Annotated in this window: 12 protein-coding genes; 6 read left to right on the top strand and 6 right to left on the bottom strand. The window is 49.6% G+C overall.

Annotated features, from left to right (window positions below; all coding sequences use genetic code 11):
- Nucleotides 1–47: 47 nt before the first annotated feature.
- Complete coding sequence (locus tag ACFOET_RS13795; RefSeq protein WP_379023616.1) at nt 48–560, top strand: T9SS type A sorting domain-containing protein; 513 nt, start codon at nt 48–50, stop codon at nt 558–560.
- 9 nt (nt 561–569) lie between these two features.
- Here the strand turns inward: ACFOET_RS13795 and ispG are convergent, their stop codons facing one another.
- On the bottom strand, nt 570–2573 hold the full coding sequence (ispG, locus tag ACFOET_RS13800; RefSeq protein ID WP_379023618.1) for a (E)-4-hydroxy-3-methylbut-2-enyl-diphosphate synthase: 2004 nt from the start codon (nt 2571–2573) through the stop codon (nt 570–572).
- A gap of 53 nt (nt 2574–2626) precedes the next feature.
- Here ispG and hemW point away from each other — a divergent pair, with 53 nt between their 5' ends.
- The gene (gene hemW / locus ACFOET_RS13805; RefSeq protein WP_379023620.1) at nt 2627–3751 is read left to right on the top strand and encodes a radical SAM family heme chaperone HemW; all 1125 of its coding nucleotides are present in this window, start codon (nt 2627–2629) and stop codon (nt 3749–3751) included.
- Here hemW and ACFOET_RS13810 read toward each other — a convergent pair.
- Nucleotides 3737–4972, bottom strand: coding sequence for a 3-deoxy-D-manno-octulosonic acid transferase (locus tag ACFOET_RS13810; protein WP_379023622.1), 1236 nt, complete (start codon nt 4970–4972; stop codon nt 3737–3739). The two genes, hemW and ACFOET_RS13810, sit on opposite strands and share 15 nt — an antisense overlap.
- A gap of 146 nt (nt 4973–5118) precedes the next feature.
- Between ACFOET_RS13810 and ACFOET_RS13815 the strand changes: the two genes are divergently transcribed.
- Genes ACFOET_RS13815 through rfbB form a run of 3 tightly spaced genes read left to right on the top strand, consistent with a single transcriptional unit; the run spans nt 5119 to nt 8196 of the window.
- On the top strand, nt 5119–6102 hold the full coding sequence (locus ACFOET_RS13815) for a UDP-glucuronic acid decarboxylase family protein (RefSeq protein WP_379023624.1): 984 nt from the start codon (nt 5119–5121) through the stop codon (nt 6100–6102).
- Nucleotides 6103–7134: a UDP-glucose 4-epimerase GalE gene (gene galE, locus ACFOET_RS13820; RefSeq protein ID WP_379023626.1), complete on the top strand. Its 1032-nt coding sequence runs from the start codon at nt 6103–6105 to the stop codon at nt 7132–7134. It abuts the gene before it with no gap.
- Nucleotides 7135–7143: 9 nt separating this feature from the next.
- Nucleotides 7144–8196 carry a dTDP-glucose 4,6-dehydratase gene (gene rfbB / locus ACFOET_RS13825; RefSeq protein ID WP_379025118.1) on the top strand — a complete coding sequence of 351 codons (1053 nt, stop codon included), beginning with the start codon at nt 7144–7146 and terminating at the stop codon, nt 8194–8196.
- Here rfbB and ACFOET_RS13830 read toward each other — a convergent pair.
- The 4 genes from ACFOET_RS13830 to ACFOET_RS13845 form a co-directional block, all read right to left on the bottom strand.
- Nucleotides 8193–8816, bottom strand: coding sequence for a hypothetical protein (locus ACFOET_RS13830; protein WP_379023628.1), 624 nt, complete (start codon nt 8814–8816; stop codon nt 8193–8195). The genes rfbB and ACFOET_RS13830 overlap by 4 nt on opposite strands.
- 144 nt (nt 8817–8960) lie before the next feature.
- Nucleotides 8961–9416 carry a carboxymuconolactone decarboxylase family protein gene (locus ACFOET_RS13835; protein ID WP_379023630.1) on the bottom strand — a complete coding sequence of 152 codons (456 nt, stop codon included), beginning with the start codon at nt 9414–9416 and terminating at the stop codon, nt 8961–8963.
- Nucleotides 9417–9449: 33 nt separating this feature from the next.
- Nucleotides 9450–10328, bottom strand: a complete 879-nt coding sequence (locus ACFOET_RS13840) for a sigma factor-like helix-turn-helix DNA-binding protein (protein ID WP_379023632.1) — start codon at nt 10326–10328, stop codon at nt 9450–9452.
- Nucleotides 10325–11401: a serine hydrolase domain-containing protein gene (locus ACFOET_RS13845; protein ID WP_379023634.1), complete on the bottom strand. Its 1077-nt coding sequence runs from the start codon at nt 11399–11401 to the stop codon at nt 10325–10327. The genes ACFOET_RS13840 and ACFOET_RS13845 overlap by 4 nt, the downstream gene beginning before the upstream one ends.
- Before the next feature lie 77 nt (nt 11402–11478).
- Between ACFOET_RS13845 and mfd the strand changes: the two genes are divergently transcribed.
- The gene (mfd, locus tag ACFOET_RS13850) at nt 11479–14814 is read left to right on the top strand and encodes a transcription-repair coupling factor (RefSeq protein ID WP_379025120.1); all 3336 of its coding nucleotides are present in this window, start codon (nt 11479–11481) and stop codon (nt 14812–14814) included.
- The last annotated feature ends 5 nt before the right edge of the window (nt 14815–14819 follow it).

The following is a 14819-nucleotide window of genomic DNA, read 5'->3' on the forward strand; positions in this document are numbered from 1 at the left end:
ACTTTATCCTACCTTTGTAAGAAGGAAATTATTGAACCGGATACTATATGAGGAAGTTTTTACACCAAATCGTCGTTGTACTTACAGTAAGCGCCATGATGCTGATAGGAGGGAGCGCTGATGCTGCATGGGTATCTTCGGTTATGGCGGCAGGGGATAGTACCCGTGTAGTAAAAAGCAGCGATACCCGGACGGGACTCCTTCAGGCATCCTCAACAGAACGGCGGGGGCAGCGTACATTTCTCTCATCATTCAAGAATTTTTTGCCATTTCGTAATAGCCCGCAGGACAACGATAAGTTGCTGAGTAGCGTAAAGGTTTTTCCAAATCCAGTGGTAGATCAAATAAGCCTTTCATACCGGCTTGGCAAGCAAAGTCAGGTATCCATTAAGGTAATGGATGCTTTGGGCAATGAAGTGATGACTTTGTTAAACCAGGAGCTGGAGGCGGGCCCGCAAAGCCATGTCTTCGAAACCAACAATAAACTAACCAACGGCTTTTACTTCATCCGGGTTTCTGCAGGTGCCGAGACGGTGGTGAAGCGGATTTCGGTATTATAACGAACGGTTTTATTCGGGTTCTATCCAACGACCATCTTTGCGTATGATTTCGATCAGTTCGTTTAAAGCGTCGGCTGAGTTGACGTTGCGTTTGACCATTTCCTTGCCTCGGTAGAGCGTAATTTTACCGGGACCTGCGCCTACATAGCCATAATCAGCGTCGGCCATTTCGCCTGGCCCATTCACAATACAGCCCATTATCCCTATTTTAAGCCCTTTGAGATGGTTTGTGCGGCTCCGTATTGCTTGGGTGGTTTCCTGCAGGTCGAAAAGCGTACGTCCGCAGCTTGGGCAAGAAATATATTCTGTTTTAGAAATGCGCGAACGGGTAGCCTGCAAGATCCCAAAGGATGCAGATACCAACTTGTCGGTAGGGGTGGCAGGTGAGTCGACCCATATGCCGCTTCCCATGCCATCTACCAGCATTGCGCCAATATCAGTTGCAGCGTACAGCTGAAGCTTCGACAGCGGTTCTTCGGGGTCCATCAGATTGCCGAAAGGACCGGAAAACGCTTCCGCCGGATACTGACGCCGGATGATAACCGGATTGGTCAGGCCCAGTTCTGACAACGCGGAAAAAAACATCCGCTGATCGGCCATGCCATGTGGTTTGTCGGTCTCCAGTACAAATATAATAGTTTTGTCCAATGGCAACGCCTCGAAAAGGGATGTATTTAGATCGTCATATTCAATCCGCACAAAATTGAGGTTGGCGTCCTTTATGCGCGCCTCCACAAATTCGCCTAATGTATATAAGGGGTGAATATTAGCTTTATCCTTGATGTCTAGCCAAGTGCCATAGCTATATAATTGTTTAAGGTTGCCCGGCATTGAAAACGACGGCAGTTTATCCGCGAGGTAAACAAAATCTACCGATTGCTCACCCATGTGGTACTTGTCGAGCAGGTAGTCATATTTATATCCCACTTCGGTAAGAATGAGCGGGTCTTTCAGATTTTTATGTGAGATATCGACAACTATCCGGGGCACCAGTGCTCCACCGATAAAAGCATTGGTTTCGGCAGAGACGTAAGGCCTGATGGCCGGCTGCACGATTGCAGTAGCAGCCCCGCTGGCTGCCGTTTTCCGCTGGCTTGCTTGCTGCCGTTGGGTGTACCGGTTGACTAAAGCGATGGCTACCGGTGCTTCGTATTCAGGTTCTTCCGTAAGCGATACGCGCACCGTGTCACCCAGCCCGTCTTCGAGCAGTGTACCAATGCCCACAGCTGATTTGATGCGCCCGTCTTCGCCGTCGCCAGCCTCCGTTACACCAAGGTGTAAGGGATAATTCATTCCTTCAGCCACCATCTTTTCAACCAGCAATCGGTATGCACGCACCATCACCTGCGGATTGCTTGATTTCATGGAGATGACAAGGTTGTAATAATTGAGGTCTTCGCAAATGCGGATAAACTCCAGGGCCGATTCTACCATGCCTTCCGGCGTATCGCCGTAGTGGCTCATGATGCGGTCTGAAAGAGAGCCGTGATTGGTCCCGATACGCATAGCGGTACCGTATTCCTTACAGATTTTTACCAGTGGGGCAAATTTGGCGTATATGCGCTCAAGCTCCGCCTGATATTCCGCGTCGGTATAGGTGAGTTGGTTGAACTTCTTTTTATCGGCGTAGTTGCCAGGATTGATACGAACTTTTTCAACGATGCGTGCCGCCACTTCTGCGGCATTGGGTGTGAAGTGGATGTCTGCAACCAAAGGCACATCATAGCCCCGTTTGCGCAATTCCTTTTTGATTTCGGCGAGGTTCTGGGCTTCTTTGATACTGGGCGCCGTGATGCGTACATATTCACATCCTGCATTTGCCATTCGTATGGTTTGCTCCACAGAACCCAGGGTATCCATGGTGTCTACGGTGGTCATGCTTTGGATGCGGATGGGATTTTGCCCCCCCATAGGTATATTACCGATGGGCACTTCGCGGGTCTGCCACCTGGAATATTCTGTAAGAGAATTGCAATAGCCGCCTGGCAGCGTATTTCTTGTTGTCACATCCATAGCAGTGCAAAGTTAGGGATAAATGATTAATATAGAGTAACTATCTTTGCAGGATGGCTGGCATTTATTTCCATATTCCCTTTTGCAAGCAGGCTTGCTACTACTGCGATTTTCATTTCAGTACCTCGTCAAGGCACCGGAGCCAGATGCTGCAGGCCATGCACCACGAGCTTGCGTTGCAAGCCAACTACCTCAGCCAGCCCGTTGAAACCATTTACTTCGGTGGCGGCACCCCTTCGTTGCTTGCCGCGGATGATCTACAGCGGCTTGTTGACAGCGCTGCCAGCCATTTTGATATCCTGCCCGGTGCAGAGATAACCATTGAGGCAAATCCGGATGATCTCGACGATGCCAAAGTACGCGCATTGCGGGGTACCGCAGTAAATCGGTTCAGCATCGGTATACAGTCCTTTTTTGAAGAAGACCTGCGCTGGATGAACCGTGCACATGACGCAGCGGAGGCCCATGGCGCCATCCAGCGTGTCTTAGATGCAGGTTATGTAGCTATTACCGCGGACCTCATCTATGGGTATCCATTGCTTTCCGACGATAAATGGCAGTATAATGTAAACAGACTGCTGGATTTTGCAATTCCGCATGTTTCGGCCTATAGCATGACTGTTGAACCACAGACGGCCTTGGCAGCTTTTGTCCGCAAAGGTATTCAGGCCCCGATGGACGAGACGCAGAGTGCGGCTCAGTTTGAATATTTGATGGATACCCTTATCGCTAAGGGCTATGTACATTACGAAATATCCAATTTTGCCAAGCCGGGTTGCTATGCGCGGCACAACAGCGGCTACTGGAAGGGAACACCTTACTTGGGCATTGGTCCTTCGGCACATTCCTTTGACGGTGATACGCGGCAATGGAATGTGAGAAACAACGCCAGATACATTGCTAAGGTAACAGCTGGTGTCTTGCCTTGCGAAAAAGAAGTGTTGAGTGAGCAAGACAGACTCAATGAATACATCATGACAGCACTCCGGACGATTTGGGGGGTGGATTTGGACCATGTAGCCAAGCAATTCGGACACGCGCACTGCCAGATGCTCCGCTCGGCGCTTCAGCCCTTTCTATTAAGCGGAGACCTTTTTTTATCCGGAAAGATAGCAACCCTTACGAGAAGGGGCAAATTGTTTGCCGATCACATCGCCGCAGAACTATTTGTTAGCTAAATGGCGGAGGATTGCGGCTGTAGCGCCTGCACGCGCTTGCACGTAGTGCCGTGCCGCCCTTCCCGCGGTTTCCCGTTCCTGCTCCCCGGTCAGCCGCTCAAACACGTCCAACAGGCTGCCCGTATCGTTTACGCTATAACCTGCTCCTTTTTCAATCAGGTCCTTAGCTTCCTGAAATTTATTATAATTAGGTCCAAAGATCACGGGTATGCCATATGCGGCAGCTTCCAATGTGTTGTGGATGCCCACGCCAAACCCTCCGCCGATGTAAGCAATATCGCCATAGCCATATAGGGAGGACAGCATGCCAATATTGTCGATAATCATGATACGGGGCCGTTGTTGTTCACTGTCTGTAGTTTGGCGTCTTGCACTGGAAAACCGGACACATCTGGAAAACAGTTTTTCAATGGACGTGATGCGGTCCTCATGTATCTCATGGGGAGCGATGATGAATGCCCAATCGGGATGCTGTTCTTGAAGACGCACAAGTAGCTGTTCATCGGCTGGCCAGGTGCTGCCTGCCACTAAAACCGCTCTTCCTTCAACGATGGGCTCGATCTCGGGGATGAATTTCCATACGTCCGGTAACGTCACCACCCGGTCGAAGCGCGTGTCGCCCGCAAGGCTTGCCTGTGTAATGTCGAGGTGGCCCAGGAGCTTGAGACTTTCCTCATTTTGCGTGAAAAAATGGGTTACGCACTCAAGTGTTCGCCTGAAGAATCCCCCGTACCATTTGAAGAATACTTGATCCGGCCTGAATATGGCGGAAATCAAATATAATGGTATTTTCTTGGAAGCCAGTGATCTGAAATAAAATGGCCAGTACTCATACTTGGTAAATATGGCCATTTGGGGGTTTATCGATTGAATGAACCGGTGCGCGTTGCGCGGTGAGTCGTCAGGCAGGTAAAACACGTGGTCGGCAAGTGGAGTCGTTTTCCTTACTTCATATCCTGATGGCGAATAGAAGGTAACCACAAACGTATTATCGGGCCGTTGCGCCCGGAGCGCTTCAAGCACAGGACGTCCTTGCTCAAATTCACCGAGCGACGCGAAGTGGAACCATATACTGCCCCTGCTACTATCTACCTCACGGGCGATCTGCGCAAGCAAGCCTCGCCGGCCGGAAAGCCATTTTCTGGCCTTGTCGTTGAACGGTGACAATAACCAAATTAGTAACCGATAAATTTTGACACCAACGAGATAAATTGTCCGCATCTTGCCTATAATACTTATATTCGCACCAAACTTAGATAAATTTACGCTATAAAGTTAATTTATCGGTTTCTCCTCCACCTCAAACAGGCGTTCTTTACGGAGGAGATGCGTCAAAAGTATTTTCTTATTGGTTACAACACGTAAATATGTCTAGAAAACGCATACTCATCACCGGCGCCGCAGGCTTCCTGGGATCACACCTATGCGACCGCTTCATTCGGGAGGATTACCACGTAATCGGCATGGATAACCTAATCACAGGCGACCTCCGCAACATCGAACATCTGTTTGAGCTTGAAAATTTCGAGTTCTATAATCATGATGTGTCCACGTTTGTGCATGTTCCGGGCAAGCTGGACTACATCCTCCACTTCGCGTCTCCGGCGAGTCCGATAGATTATCTGAAAATTCCTATACAAACGCTGAAGGTTGGGTCGTTAGGTACGCACCATTTGTTGGGTCTGGCCCGAGCGAAGGGTGCACGGATATTGGTGGCCTCTACCTCTGAAGTATACGGCGATCCCACTGTGAGCCCCCAGCACGAGGAATATTGGGGCAATGTAAACCCAGTCGGGCCACGGGGTGTTTACGATGAGGCCAAGCGTTTTCAGGAAGCCATCACCATGGCCTATCATACCTTTCACGGCTTGGAGACGCGCATTGTGCGTATATTCAACACTTATGGCCCACGGATGCGGCTCAACGACGGGCGGGTACTGCCGGCGTTTATTGGCCAGGCCCTGCGAGGTGAAGACCTCACGGTATTCGGCGACGGTTCACAGACGCGTTCATTTTGTTATGTAGATGATCAAGTGGAAGGCATCTACCGACTGCTGCATAGCGACTATCCCTATCCGGTGAACATCGGCAATCCGGATGAAATAACGATCAAGCAATTTGGAGAGGAAATCATCAAACTTACCGGAACAAACCAGCAGCTGATATATAAAGAGCTACCGGTGGATGACCCTAAGCAGCGACGGCCAGATATCAGTAAAGCCAGGGACCTGCTGGGTTGGGAGCCCAAAGTAGGGCGCGCTGAAGGATTGCGGATAACCTATGAATACTTCAGGTCGCTATCCGATCAGGAAATTAAACACAAGGATTTCACCTATTACAATAAACGATAAATGAGTAAAATCTTGGTTACCGGCGGAACCGGTTATATCGGATCACATACCGTCGTCGAGCTTCAGAACGCAGGATACACACCCGTGGTGATAGACAATCTCGTAAACTCCAACGCGGGTGTGTTAAATCAAATTGAAAAAATTACCGGTGTCAAGCCGGAGGCACATCATTTCGACCTTTGTGATGAGCCGAAGGTAACGCAATTCGTTACAGAAAATCCGGATATCGCTGGTGTTATCCACTTTGCGGCATACAAGGCTGTTGGTGAGTCGGTTCAGCAGCCGCTCAGATATTACCACAACAATTTCTTTTCATTAATTAACCTACTGAATGCCTATGCAGGCAGGCCGGTGAATTTTGTGTTTTCTTCGAGCTGTACGGTATATGGTCAGCCGGACCAATTACCTGTTACAGAAGCGGCACCGGTTAGAAAGGCGGAATCACCTTATGGCAATACCAAACAGGTATCGGAAGAAATCCTGTCCGAGACGGCCGCTGCTTTTAGCAACTACAACGTCATTTCGCTCCGGTACTTCAATCCGGTCGGAGCCCATGAACGTGCGCTCATCGGCGAACTTCCCTTGGGCGTGCCACAGAATCTTGTGCCGTTCATCACGCAGAGTGCCATCGGTAAACGTGGGCCGATCACCGTTTTCGGCGATGACTATAACACGCCCGACGGTTCGGCTATCCGCGATTATATCCATGTAGTAGATTTGGCTAAAGCCCATGTCGCAGCCATTCGGTTACTTGAAAACGGTAACCCCAACGGCAACTTCGATGTGTTTAACGTTGGGACCGGACGCGGATATTCAGTGCTCGAGGTTATTGCGGCTTTCGAAGAGGCCACCGGCGTAAAACTCGACTATCAGATCGGGCCGCGCCGTGCCGGCGACGTGGAGCAGGTGTGGGGCGATGTATCCAAGTCAACTAAAGAATTGGGCTGGAAAGCGGAGTTGGGCATTGCTGAAATGATGCAGTCGGCATGGAGATGGGAGCAGTATTTGAAGGATAACCCACTGAATGGTTGAAATCGTATGATGAAAAAAATTATTGTCACCGGAGGTGCAGGGTTTATCGGTTCGCATGTCGTGCGCAGGTTTGTTTCCAACTATCCGGCCTATGAAATCGTGAACTTAGACAAGTTGACTTACGCCGGCAATCTTGCGAATCTCCGCGATATTGAGGACAAGCCGAATTATCGATTTGTAAAGGGAGATATCACAGACGCGCGGTTTATCAACGACCTGTTCGCTAAGGAGCGACCCGACGCGGTTATCCATTTGGCCGCGGAGTCGCACGTAGACCGCTCTATCAGCAACCCCATCGAATTTGTGCTTACCAACGTAGTAGGCACCGTAAATCTGTTGAATGCTGTACGCGGTTGCTGGCAAGGAGCATACGGCAAACACCGGTTTTACCATGTATCGACCGATGAGGTGTACGGTGCGTTGGGAGATACCGGTATGTTTACGGAAGAGACCAAATACGATCCGCATTCACCATATTCCGCTTCAAAAGCGTCATCCGACCATTTTGTAAGGGCTTATCACGACACGTACGGGATTGATACCGTGATCTCTAATTGTTCGAACAACTACGGTTCTCATCATTTTCCCGAAAAACTGATTCCACTGGCTATTAATAATATCAAAAATAACAGACCGGTGCCGGTGTACGGCAAGGGTGAAAACGTGCGCGATTGGCTGTGGGTTGAAGACCATGCACGTGCTATTGACGTCATTTTCCATCAGGCGGCTTCGGGCACGACCTATAACATCGGCGGGCACAACGAATGGAAAAATATAGACCTCATCCGGCTGCTATGCCGCATCATGGACCGCAAACTGGGGCGAACGGAGGGGGAGTCGGCTAAATTGATCACATTTGTGAAAGACCGCGCCGGGCATGACTTGCGCTACGCTATTGATGCGGGGAAACTGAAACACGATCTTGGGTGGGAGCCGAGTTTGCAGTTCGAAGAAGGGTTGGAGAAGACCGTGGATTGGTACCTCGCCAATGAGGAATGGCTACAGGACGTCACATCAGGGCATTACCAGCAATACTACGCGGAGCAGTACACGCAGCGTTAACGAAGCAATCCGCTTTTAAGCAGTTGGGCGGCGTCTATTTTCTTATCGACGCGTATATAGCCGGGATAGTTGATCGCTTTATTGCCCAAGGCCAGTGTGGGTTTAATGCTGAATGTAAGATTTACCTGTTCATCTGTTATTCCTTCCCGCGTACGCTGTAAGAATGTCAGCAGCTTATTGAGCGTCTGCCTGTCTGAAAGAAACTCATATATGTTGGTTTGCAGTTTTAGCGGCACTACAATTGTTTCGCCCGGAGGTACCTCGATAGGATAGTCCGAGGTGCCTTCAACCAACTCGTTCCCCTCCACGGCTATCTTATAGGCGAACTGCCGGATGCCGGCCAGGTTAGTTGTTGGATTTGTTATCCGGACATTCAGCACACCTGACAACGGGATGTCGCGGTTAAAGAAGCCTAAGGCAACACCGGGCATTCGGCTGATATCAACCTTGCCGTCGGCAACGAGTTTCGTCACATCTGTACCAGCCAAGAATATGCTGTCGGCTGAAACCAATTCATATCGGCATTTTTCAAGCGCGCGGAGCGCCTTAGCCTGTTTATCTATGCTACAGGAAGCAGATATTGTTGCTATTACTGCGAGGAGTATTATTCGATTCAGCATAAAACACTACAGCAACATTGACGCCAAAATTACAACTACCCGATACCGGAATGTATTTTTCCGGGACAGGCGGATTGCTTCGCTGAATTTTTAATACGATATAATTTGCTTACACCTAAGAAAAGGCAACGGCTGTGCCAAGCGTTAGGTGGTAACCTTGAAGTTGCCCGCAACCGCCCCGAAAGATCGCATCAGTCGATTCCACGAATTGATTTGAGCCACCGCCAATGACAGGACGGCGATTTCCTGTTTTGAAAAGTGTTGTGCCAACGCTAGGTGGATATCGTGGCTGCGTGTTTCAGGGGCCATGTGGGTGAGATTTTCGGCAAATTCAAGTGCAGCCTGTTCTTTTTCGGTATAGTATGGTGCCTCGCGCCACGCTGACACGGAAAGAAGCCTCAATGCTGTATCGCCATAGTGCAACCCTTTCTTGTAATGCATGTCGATGCAATAGGCGCAGCTGTTAATCTGTGATACACGCATATATACCAGTTCAAGCAGAACATGGTCAAGCCCCGAATGGTCGATGTAATCTTGTGTTTTCCGCATTCCGTCCAGCAATCCTGCCGGGTAATCTTGAATTGCAATTCGTTCTTCCATTTTGTTTATCGTTTTAAATCATAGACAAACAATCTACGGAATACGTGACATTGGCCGCGGTTTTTTTTCTGCCAATCGGTTGAGCTTATCAGGGTTTCTAACGAAGTAGACATTGCTGATGCCCGCTGCGTTGATATCAAAAATCTGGCAGTTCACCAATATATCGTCCTTCCAATACAAGATGGCCGGTTGGCCGTTGATAATGAGCGGTTCGGCCAAAGCATCCCGATAGAATTTACGGTATAGACCGGTAAGCATTTTGGCGATGGATAGGCGCCCGGTAACCGGATGTTTTCCGGCGGGGACCTTGCCGCCACCATCTGATATAACGGTGGCGTCTTCCCGAAGCAAGGCTTCCACCTGCGAGGTATCACCGCTCCAGATGGCTTGAAGGAACCGCTCCAGAAATGCTTGTTGCTGCTCAAGCGAAACTGGTTGACGTTTATCTGTGGCTAACCGTGCTTTGGCCCGGCTAAGTAGCTTTCTGGAATATACTTCGGCGATTTCCAGCACCTGTCCGATCTCATGATGCTCGTAGCCAAACGCTTCCCTTAAGATAAAAACGGCGCGTTCTTTGGCCGACAGCGATTCCAAGAGTACAAGCAGCGAATAAGAAAGGCTGTCTTTTCCTGCAGCTAATTTATCTGAAGAATCACTGACCGGCTCAGGCAGCCACTGGCCGAAGTAAGCCGCGCGCTGCCTTTTCAGTTTTTCCTTTAGATTGATCGCCATGTTGGTGACGATGCGCATAAGATACGCCTGTGGGTTTTTGATGTGCTGGATATCAAGCGTACTCCATTGCAAATATGCGTCATGCACGACGTCTTCCGCATCGTCCATAGAACCCGTGATGTAATAGGCCTGCCGGATCAACGTCGATCTTAATGATTCGATGGAGAAACCTGTTTTCATAAAAATATCAAGTCAGCAACCTGCTCCGCCAGCGTTAGCATGTCTTCCTCCTGTGGCTGGTTGCGGTTGGTCAGTAAGATGATGCTGAAGCGGCGCGACGGTATGCGGTAAAAGATATTACGGAAGCTGGTGCTGCTTCCCGTGTGGTACACCACCTGTTCGCCGCTGTTCGTCTTCTTGAGGTGCCACCCATACCCGTATGGTACGTTGTCGCCATTCGCCAGCTTATGGCACGCGAAAGACTCATTTATCCAATGGGCCGGGAGGACGTCCTCGCCGTACAGGGCTTGGTCCCATATAGCCAAATCCATCACATTACTGTAAATGCCGCCATCACCAAGCACTGCGCTCGTTGCGCTCTGATCCCTGCGTTTCCATTGTCCGTTTAACAGGCTATAACCGAAAGCGCGGGCGGGCACGGTCGTTTTTTCGGCTTCATGGGCCACCGTGGAGGTCATACCCAGCGGAATGAAAATGTGTTCCCGCAAGTAGGCAGCAAAAGACTGGCTGCTGTAATGCTCAACCATGAGTGCCAGGAGGGCATAGCCCGAGTTGCTGTACCGATGCTGTGTACCCGGCGCGAAATACCCGCTATCCAGTTGGATGAGGATGTCCAACACCCCACTATCTTTAATTTGCGGATTAAAGGCAGTGTCGGCGACATAGTCTTCGTAGTCGGGTATACCCGATGTATGGGTGAGGAGGTGTTTCACTGTCACGGCGTTACCGTAAGCAGGAAATTCGGGAAACGCTTCGGGTATCGTAGTGCTGAGATCCAGCTTTCCCTGATGAACAAGCTGCAGGATGCAGGCAGCCGTAAACTGCTTGCTCACCGATGCCAGCCGGAAATTTGTCGCCGCCGAAACCGGCTGTTTATTCTCCAGGTCGGCATAGCCGTAGTGGCGTTGCAGCAACACTTGGCCATCCCGGACGATGAGTAGTGAGGCGCCTGGGCTTTCTCCGCCGTAGGCGGCAAGTATGCGGTCAATAGCCCTGACATCTTGGGACGAGGAAGGTTGTAATAAGGTGCATAACATAATGCCAGTCGCAACGAAATTTTTTCGGATATCCATAGCTGATGGTAAAAATAGCTATTTTCTGAAAAACGGATGTGCTTTATTTTCTTTACCTTTGCCTCCGTTTTACGATTGTGGGCATAGGTGATATTTTAGCAAAATACGAGCAGAGCGAAAAGGTAACTGCTTTAGCAAGGGCATTGCAGGGGAAAAACCCGAAAATTCAACTCCGTGGATTGATTGGGTCAGCCGATGCGATGGTGGCTGTGGCATGCTATCAGTTGCAGGAGCGTCCGATGGTATTTGTACTGCCTACACATGAAGATGCATCCTATTTCTTAAGTGATCTGGAGGGCTTATTGGATAAACAGGTGTTGTTTTTTCCAGCATCATACCGCCGGGCATTTGACTTTACGCAAACCGATAGCGTCCACGTTTTGCAGCGGGCGGAAACGCTCAGCACACTTAACCACAGCAGTGAATTGCCCAAGATGGTGGTCACCTATCCCGAAGCATTAGCCGAGAAGGTAATCAACCGCAGCGATCTGGAAAAAAACACCCTCGAAATTACGCAAAACAGTAATATTGATATCGATTTTATCAATGAGTTTCTGCAGGAGTACGAATTCGAACGGGTAGACTTTGTGTATGAACCCGGACAGTACGCTATCAGAGGGGGCATTGTTGATATTTTCTCATTCTCCAATGACCTCCCGTACCGTGTAGAGTTTTTCGGTAACGATATTGAAAGCATCCGCACATTCGATATCGAAAGCCAGCTTTCGGTAAGCAAGATCCATACTGTCACGATTGTGCCCAATGTGCAGGCCAAGTTCCTTACCGAGGGCAATATCTCGTTGTTGGAATACATAACGGCTGATTCGGTCATCTGGTTGGAAGATGTGCAGTTTACCTTGGACGTTGTTGCTAAAGGCTTCAAAAAGGCTGCAGAATTATGGAAAGCTTTGCCTGCGGCGGACAAACAGCAAAACCCTGAGTGGGTAGACCCGAAATATAATTTCACCGACGATAAGAATTTGGCGGCAATGCTGCATGACTTTGCCGTGGTCGAATTTGGAAAGCAGTTTTTTTACCAGCCAACGCAAGCCATTGCTTTTGATCAACGGCCCCAGCCGTCGTTTAACAAGGATTTTAGCCTGCTTATTCACAATTTCAGGGAAAACGAGAAGGCTGGACTGCGAAATTGTATTTTCAGTGACTCGAATAAACAAATTGAGCGATTGACGTCCATCCTTGACGACTTGGACAAGTCTGTCATGTTTACGCCCATTCACACGGCGTTGCGGGAAGGTTTCTCTGATTTAGAACTGGGCTTCGCTGCTTATACCGACCATCAGATATTTGATCGCTACTACAAATACAAGCGTAAAAAAGGATATGAACGTTCGCAGGCGATCACGCTTAAGGAGCTCCGCGAGCTGAAGCCTGGCGACTACATCACCCACATCGACCACGGCATAGGCAAATATGCCGGACTTGAAAAGGTGGAAGTAAATGGAAAGGTACAGGAGATGATCCGGCTGGTATATGCCGACAATGATCTGCTGTATGTCAATATCAACTCGCTCAATCGCATCTCTAAGTATACCGGCAAGGAAGGCTCGATTCCTAAGATGCATAAACTGGGTACAGACACGTGGGATAAGCTCAAGAAAACTACTAAAAAAAAAGTTAAAGACATTGCGCGTGATCTGATCAAACTCTATGCGCAGCGTAAGGCCCAGACCGGCAACGCTTATAGTCCCGATACATACCTGCAGACCGAATTGGAAGCGTCATTTATTTACGAAGATACACCCGATCAGGAAAAGGCCACGCTTGACGTCAAGCGCGACATGGAATCGCCTCATCCGATGGACCGTCTGGTATGCGGCGATGTGGGCTTCGGCAAAACCGAGGTTGCTATCCGAGCCGCATTCAAGGCAGTGGCCGACAACAAGCAAGTGGCAGTATTGGTGCCGACCACTATCCTGGCGATGCAGCATTACCGCACCTTTTCGGAAAGGCTCCAAGGCTTTCCCTGCACCATAGACTACATCAACCGTTTTAAAAGCAACAAAGAAATAAAAGACACCTTGGCACGGCTTGCCGAAGGGAAACTTGACATCATCATCGGTACGCACCGTCTGGTCAGTAAGGACGTGAAGTTTAAAGATCTTGGGCTGATGATTGTCGATGAGGAACAGAAGTTTGGCGTGGGGGTCAAGGAAAAGCTTAAACAGCTTCGTGCTAACGTAGACGCGCTTACGCTTACGGCTACGCCCATTCCGCGGACACTGCACTTTTCGTTGATGGGAGCCCGAGATCTGAGCATCATCCATACACCACCCCCAAACCGCCAGCCCGTGCAGACAGAACTGCACGTCTTTAACGAGACGTTGATACAAGAGGCCGTTGCGTACGAAATAGAGCGCGGTGGACAGGTGTTTTTTATCCATAACCGCGTGGCAGACCTGCCGCAGCTGGGCAATATGATCCGAAAGCTGGTCCCCCATGCACGTGTGGGCGTGGCCCATGGCCAACTCGAAGGGGATGCGCTTGAAAACGTTATGCTCAAATTCATTAACCACGATTACGACGTGCTGGTCGCTACCACAATCATTGAAGCTGGTTTGGATATTCCCAATGCAAACACGATCATCATCAACCACGCACATATGTTCGGGCTGAGCGATCTGCACCAGATGCGGGGCCGTGTGGGGAGGTCCAATAAGAAAGCTTTTTGTTACTTGCTGAGTCCGCCGCTTTCGACGCTCACCTCCGAGGCTTACAAGCGGCTTAGCGCCATTGAAGAATTTTCCGAGTTGGGCAGCGGCTTCAACGTAGCGATGCGCGACCTCGACATCCGTGGCAGCGGCAATCTGCTTGGAGCAGAACAGAGCGGTTTCATCGCCGAAATCGGTTTTGAGATGTACCACAAGATCCTAGACGAAGCTATACAAGAATTGAAGGACGATGAGTTTTCTGGCCTTTTCGAGGATGTGAAGCCACGTGAGTTTGTTTCCTTCACCCAGATTGATACTGACCTGGAGGTGCTCATCCCCGATGAATATGTGACCAATGTCGCCGAGCGGTACAACTTATATAATGAAATTGCCAAGTTGGAAAACGAACAGCAGCTGGATGCGTTCAGGCAATCGCTGCGCGACCGTTTCGGTCCGGTGCCACGGCAGGTAGAAGAACTGCTCAATACCCTGCGCCTTCAATGGCTGGGGAAGGAAATCGGCTTCGAGAAGATATCTTATAAAAAGAATATTTTGCGCGGATACTTCGCAAGCAACCCCAATTATTTCGAGAGCGACAAATTTGGCAGGGTACTGCAATTCGTACAGCAGAATCCCACGTTCTGTAACCTTAAGGAAGTGAGAGGGTCTTTGCGTATTGCTTTTGAACAGGTAGGCGATATCAGGCAGGCCATCCGCGTGCTGAACGACATGGCAGCGCCTTAGCCGTG

The organism is Parapedobacter deserti, from assembly GCF_042646065.1.
Taxonomy (GTDB): domain Bacteria; phylum Bacteroidota; class Bacteroidia; order Sphingobacteriales; family Sphingobacteriaceae; genus Parapedobacter; species Parapedobacter deserti.